At 70.4% G+C, this 4,575-nt stretch carries 5 protein-coding genes and 1 pseudogene; 3 read left to right on the plus strand and 3 right to left on the minus strand.

Annotated elements, in window-relative coordinates:
• Nucleotides 1–433: 433 nt before the first annotated feature.
• Nucleotides 434–865, plus strand: coding sequence for a helix-turn-helix domain-containing protein (locus VXC91_RS42700; protein WP_329512742.1), 432 nt, complete (start codon nt 434–436; stop codon nt 863–865).
• A 34-nt stretch (nt 866–899) separates the two neighbouring features.
• On the opposite strand, the gene VXC91_RS42705 is transcribed toward VXC91_RS42700, so the two are convergent.
• Nucleotides 900–1,502: a ClpP family protease gene (locus VXC91_RS42705; protein ID WP_329512743.1), complete on the minus strand. Its 603-nt coding sequence runs from the start codon at nt 1,500–1,502 to the stop codon at nt 900–902.
• 1 nt (nt 1,503) lies between these two features.
• On the minus strand, nt 1,504–2,142 hold the full coding sequence (locus VXC91_RS42710; protein WP_329512744.1) for an ATP-dependent Clp protease proteolytic subunit: 639 nt from the start codon (nt 2,140–2,142) through the stop codon (nt 1,504–1,506).
• Nucleotides 2,143–2,469: 327 nt separating this feature from the next.
• Between VXC91_RS42710 and VXC91_RS42715 the strand changes: the two genes are divergently transcribed.
• The gene (locus VXC91_RS42715; RefSeq protein WP_329512745.1) at nt 2,470–2,952 is read left to right on the plus strand and encodes a VOC family protein; all 483 of its coding nucleotides are present in this window, start codon (nt 2,470–2,472) and stop codon (nt 2,950–2,952) included.
• A 143-nt stretch (nt 2,953–3,095) separates the two neighbouring features.
• A pseudogene (locus VXC91_RS42720) lies at nt 3,096–3,251 on the plus strand (glycoside hydrolase family 43 protein); the annotation flags it as partial.
• Between the two features lie 324 nt (nt 3,252–3,575).
• Here the strand turns inward: VXC91_RS42720 and VXC91_RS42725 are convergent.
• Nucleotides 3,576–4,575 (minus strand): ATP-binding SpoIIE family protein phosphatase (locus VXC91_RS42725; RefSeq protein ID WP_329512746.1); only part of this gene is annotated, 1,000 nt, incomplete at its 5' end.

The raw sequence follows: 4,575 nt of genomic DNA on the forward strand, positions 1-4,575 counted from the left end.
GGTCGCTGACCCGCAGCCGACGTGAGCCAGGAATCCCCCTGCTTCAGCTGGGGGAGGATTCAATGTTGGACCTCTCGGGCGTTGTCCAGGCGTCGTGTGTGCGCGTGTACCCCGGACTGGGCAGACCATGTGGGCTCCCGCGCGACAACCCCCTGGACGCCGGCCGCGCTGAGAGGGCCCGGGCCGGCGCGACAGGGGGAGCGTGGGCGCGAAAACGGGTGGTGCTCCCGCGAAGTGCGGCCGACGTCCGTGCCATGACGGATCTCACCGGAACGGAACACGGCTCGTCCCCTTCGGCGGAACGGAAGTTCGGGTGGTGGGACATGTTGGTCCGCCCCGATGACGATCCGCGTGGCGGTCCCACGACGCGGGATTCACCCAGGGCGGAATGCCGGTCCCTTTCCGTGGCGCCCCGGATCCCTAGGCTGAAGGGGTGAGCAATCATGCGCCGAACGAAGCCCGCGTCATTCCCCTGCGTCCGCAGACCGCGCCGCCCCGCACCGGTGGACCGGCCCGGCCTCCGGAGCAGCCGGAGCGGACGCCGCGGACCCCGGCCCCGAGGGAGCCGCTGTGGCGCGACCTCGTCGGCGATGTGCTGCGGCGCGAGCGACTCGCGCAGGAACGCACGCTCAAGGATGTCGCGGAGTCGGCCAGGATCTCGATGCCGTACCTGTCCGAGCTCGAGCGGGGCCGCAAGGAGGCCTCCTCCGAAGTCCTTGCGGCCGCCGCCCAGGCGCTCGGGCTGGGCCTTGCCGATCTGCTCTCGCTCGCCCAGGACGAGTTGACGCGGCACGCCCGGTTGCGGTCCGGCCGGGGCCGTACGTCGCCGACGGCGCAGTACGACGGTCTGTGCCTCGCCGCCTGATCGGCTCGGGGAGGTGCCGCGCCCGCGCGCCGGGTCAGACGAACGCGAGCCGTCGGCTGAGCACCTCGTCGGCGAGCCCGTACGCGACGGCCTCCTGCGCGGTGAACACCTTGTCCCGGTCCATGTCGGCCCGCAGGGTCGGCACCTCGTGGTGGGTGTGGTGGGAGAGAACCTCCTCCACCTGGGCGCGGATACGGACCATCTCCTTGGCCTGAAGGCTGAGGTCCGAGACCGTGCCCTGCCGCCCCCCGCTGGCCGGCTGGCCGAGCAGCACCCGGGCGTGCCGGAGCACGAACCGCCGCCCGGGATCCCCGCCCGCCAGCAGCACCGCCGCCGTGGAGGCGGCCTGCCCCACGCAGAACGTGGAGATCGGGGCCTGCACGAACGTCATCGTGTCGTAGATCGCCATCAGTGAAGTGAACGATCCCCCCGGAGAGTTGATGTAGATCGAGATCTCGTGCTCCGGATTCGCCGACTCCAGATGCAGGAGTTGCGCGATGACGACGTTCGCGACACCGTCGTCGATCTCGGTGCCGAGGAAGATGATCCGCTCATTGAGCAACCGGCTGAAGACGTCGTACGACCGCTCACCCTGTGCGGTCCGCTCGATGACGTACGGAACCGTGTACGACCCCATGTCACAGCCCCATCCGTCGGCGCGAGGCGGCCGGGCGGACATCGGCGAGCGACTCCACCACCCGGTCCACCATCCCGTAGTCCCTGGCCTGCTCGGCGGTGAACCACCGGTCCCGGTCACCGTCCCGCGCGATGACCTCCTCGCTCTGCCCGGTGTGCTCGGCGGTGATCCGCTCGATGGCCTTCTTGGTGTACTCCAGGTTCTCCGCCTGGATCTCGATGTCGGCCGTGGTGCCGCCGATACCGGCCGAGGGCTGGTGCATCATGATCCGCGCGTTCGGCAGCGCGAACCGTTTGCCCCGGGTGCCCACCGTGAGCAGGAACTGCCCCATGCTGGCGGCGAAGCCCATCGCCAGAGTCGATACATCGTTGGGGATGAGCCGCATGGTGTCGTAGATGGCGAGCCCCGCCGTGACGGACCCGCCGGGGCTGTTGATGCAGAGGCTGATGTCGGTGCGTGGGTCCTCGGCCGACAGCAGGAGAAGCTGTGCGCACACACGGTTGGCTGAGACCTCGTCGACCTGTGTGCCCAGGAGGACGATCCGCTGGGCGAGCAGTTGTGCGGCGAGATGGTCGTCGAAGCGGCTGGGTGGAGTGTCGCCCTCCTGCGCGCGGGGCGAGCGGGTGGTGAGTGGAGTCATCGGGTCTCCTTGCCGTGGTGTGGAAGCCGTCGACTCCACTGTCGATCGCGGGCGGTGCCCGGAGGCGGTTTCTCTGCCCGCCGCAGATTCGCCACCGGCAGAGCGCGGGCTCAGCCCTTCTCGCGCAGCTGCCGGAAGAAGGCCCGCACGTTGTCGCATGCGCCCGCTCGTAGTCGATCCGGGCCGAGGAACAGGCGGCCCCGTCATGGTCGGGACGCCAGTTCGGCGCGGTTCGAGCACCCTCCGGATTGATACGCGTCCGGCCGATGAGTTCCGGGGCCAGGATCGGTCGATACAGGTGACCGCAGCACACTCCAGGAGGTACTCATGGCCACCGATGGATTCACCACCTGTCTCTGGTTCGACGGCCAGGCCGAGGAGGCCGCGCACTACTACGTCTCGATCTTCAAGAACTCCAGCATCGGGGGGATCGGCCGTTACACCGAGGCCGGACCGGGTCCCGCGGGCTCGGTGATCGCCGCCGAATTCGTGGCCAACGGTCACAAGTTCGTCGCGCTCAACGGCGGCCCCCAGTTCACGTTCAACGAGGCGATCTCCTTCCAGATCTACTGCGAGAACCAGGAAGAGGTCGACTACTACTGGGCCAAGCTCACCGAGGGCGGCGGCCAGCCGGGCCCGTGCGGCTGGCTGAAGGACAAGTACGGCGTGTCCTGGCAGGTCATCCCGGACGGGCTCATCGAGATGACCGGTGATCCGGACCCCGAGAAGGCCGCCCGGACCACCCGGGCGATGCTCTCCATGGGCAAGCTCGACATCGCCGCCCTCAAGAAGGCGTACGCGGGCGAGTAGCGAAGGCGACCCGCCGGCCTGCCCTCCGCTGCGCGGGAGGGCCGACCGGCGGCTGTGCTGAGCCCGCCCCGGGCGGCCGACAGGCTCCCCGGGCAGGCGCAACGCCGGTGGAGAGGGTCGACGGCCGGCCCAGGGTCGGACCGGTGCGGGAGCGGCACCCGGTCCCGGCAGCCCGGCATCCCGTCGAACCACCTCCGGTAGGGGACGACTTCGACACCGCCGACCTGGAGCCGCACCGGATCTCCCCGCGCCGCAGGCCGGACGGCTCCTGGTCGCTGAAGGAGCGGCCGGGATGGCTGACCCTGACCGCTTCCGGGGAGACCCTCGACCGTCCGGGCAGCCGGGCACACCTTGGTCGGCCGTCGGCAGCAGCACCACGACGGACTGGTGGCGGTCCGCATGGATCCGGGTGCGGGCCGGGGGCTGTCCGTTCGCATGGACGAGCCCCACCACTGCGACATCGAGGTGAGCGCGGGGACCGTGAGCGTGCCGGCTCGTGTCGGGCCGGTGTGACAGTGCCTGGCGCGACATCAAGTGCCGTCCGGCGAGGTGACGTTGACCCTCGACATCCGTGCGACCGACGTCGCAGGCGAGGACGCTCCTCAGACCCGCGGACGCTCGAACTAGTGATCAATGTATCTGGGCGTCAGTTGCTGTTCGGCCCAGATGAGTTTGCCGTCGGGTATGCGGCGCGTGCCCCATCTGCGGCTCAGTTGGGCGACGAGGAACAGGCCGCGCCCGTTCACGTCCGTGGTGCGGGGGTGGCGCAGGCGCGGGGAGCCGCAGCTGGTGTCGTACACCTCGCAGGTCAGGAACCGGTGGCGGATCAGGCGCAGACGGACGGGACCGCTGCCGTGGCGGATAGCGTTGGTGACCAGCTCGCTGACGATCAGTTCCGTCGACTCGGCCAGATGTTCCAGGTGCCACCGCTTCAATTGCCGGGTGGCCAGGGCCCGGGCCCGGCCGACGACGGCCGGGTCGGACGGAAACTCCCACGATGCGGTCCGGGCCGGGCCCAGCGCGCGGGTGCGGGCCAGGAGCAGGGTGGCGTCGTCGTTGGGTGCCAGAGCGGGCAGGGTGTCCGCCACGCTCGTGCAGAGGTCGTCCAGAGGGAGGCCGGGGCGGGCCAGGGCGGCGGCCAGGCGGTCCATGCCGGCATCGAGGTCCTGGTCGCGGGATTCGATGAGGCCGTCGGTGTACAGGGCGAGCACGCTGCCTTCGGGCAGTTGCATCGTCACGGATTCGAAGGGGGCCAGTCCGACGCCGAGCGGGGCTCCGGCGGGCAGGTCGGGGAAGGCGACATGCCCGTGCGGGTCGATCACCGCGGGCGGGGGGTGGCCGGCCCGCGCCATCGTGCACTGCCGGGTGGCCGGGTCGTAGACGGCGTACAGGCAGGTGGCCCCGAGGGGTGTGGGTGAGGGGTCTTCGGGGTCGGTGTCTTCCTCGGCGAGGCGGAGGACCTGTTCGTCGAGGCGGGCCAGGAGGTCCTCGGGAGGCAGGTCCATGGCGGCCAGGGTGTGCACGGCGGTGCGGAGCTGGCCCATGGTGGCCGCGGCGTTGATTCCGTGGCCGAGAACGTCGCCGACGACCAGCGCGATACGGGCGCCGGACAGTTCGATCACG

The organism is Streptomyces chiangmaiensis, from assembly GCF_036281785.1.
In the GTDB taxonomy this organism is placed as follows: domain Bacteria; phylum Actinomycetota; class Actinomycetes; order Streptomycetales; family Streptomycetaceae; genus Streptomyces; species Streptomyces chiangmaiensis.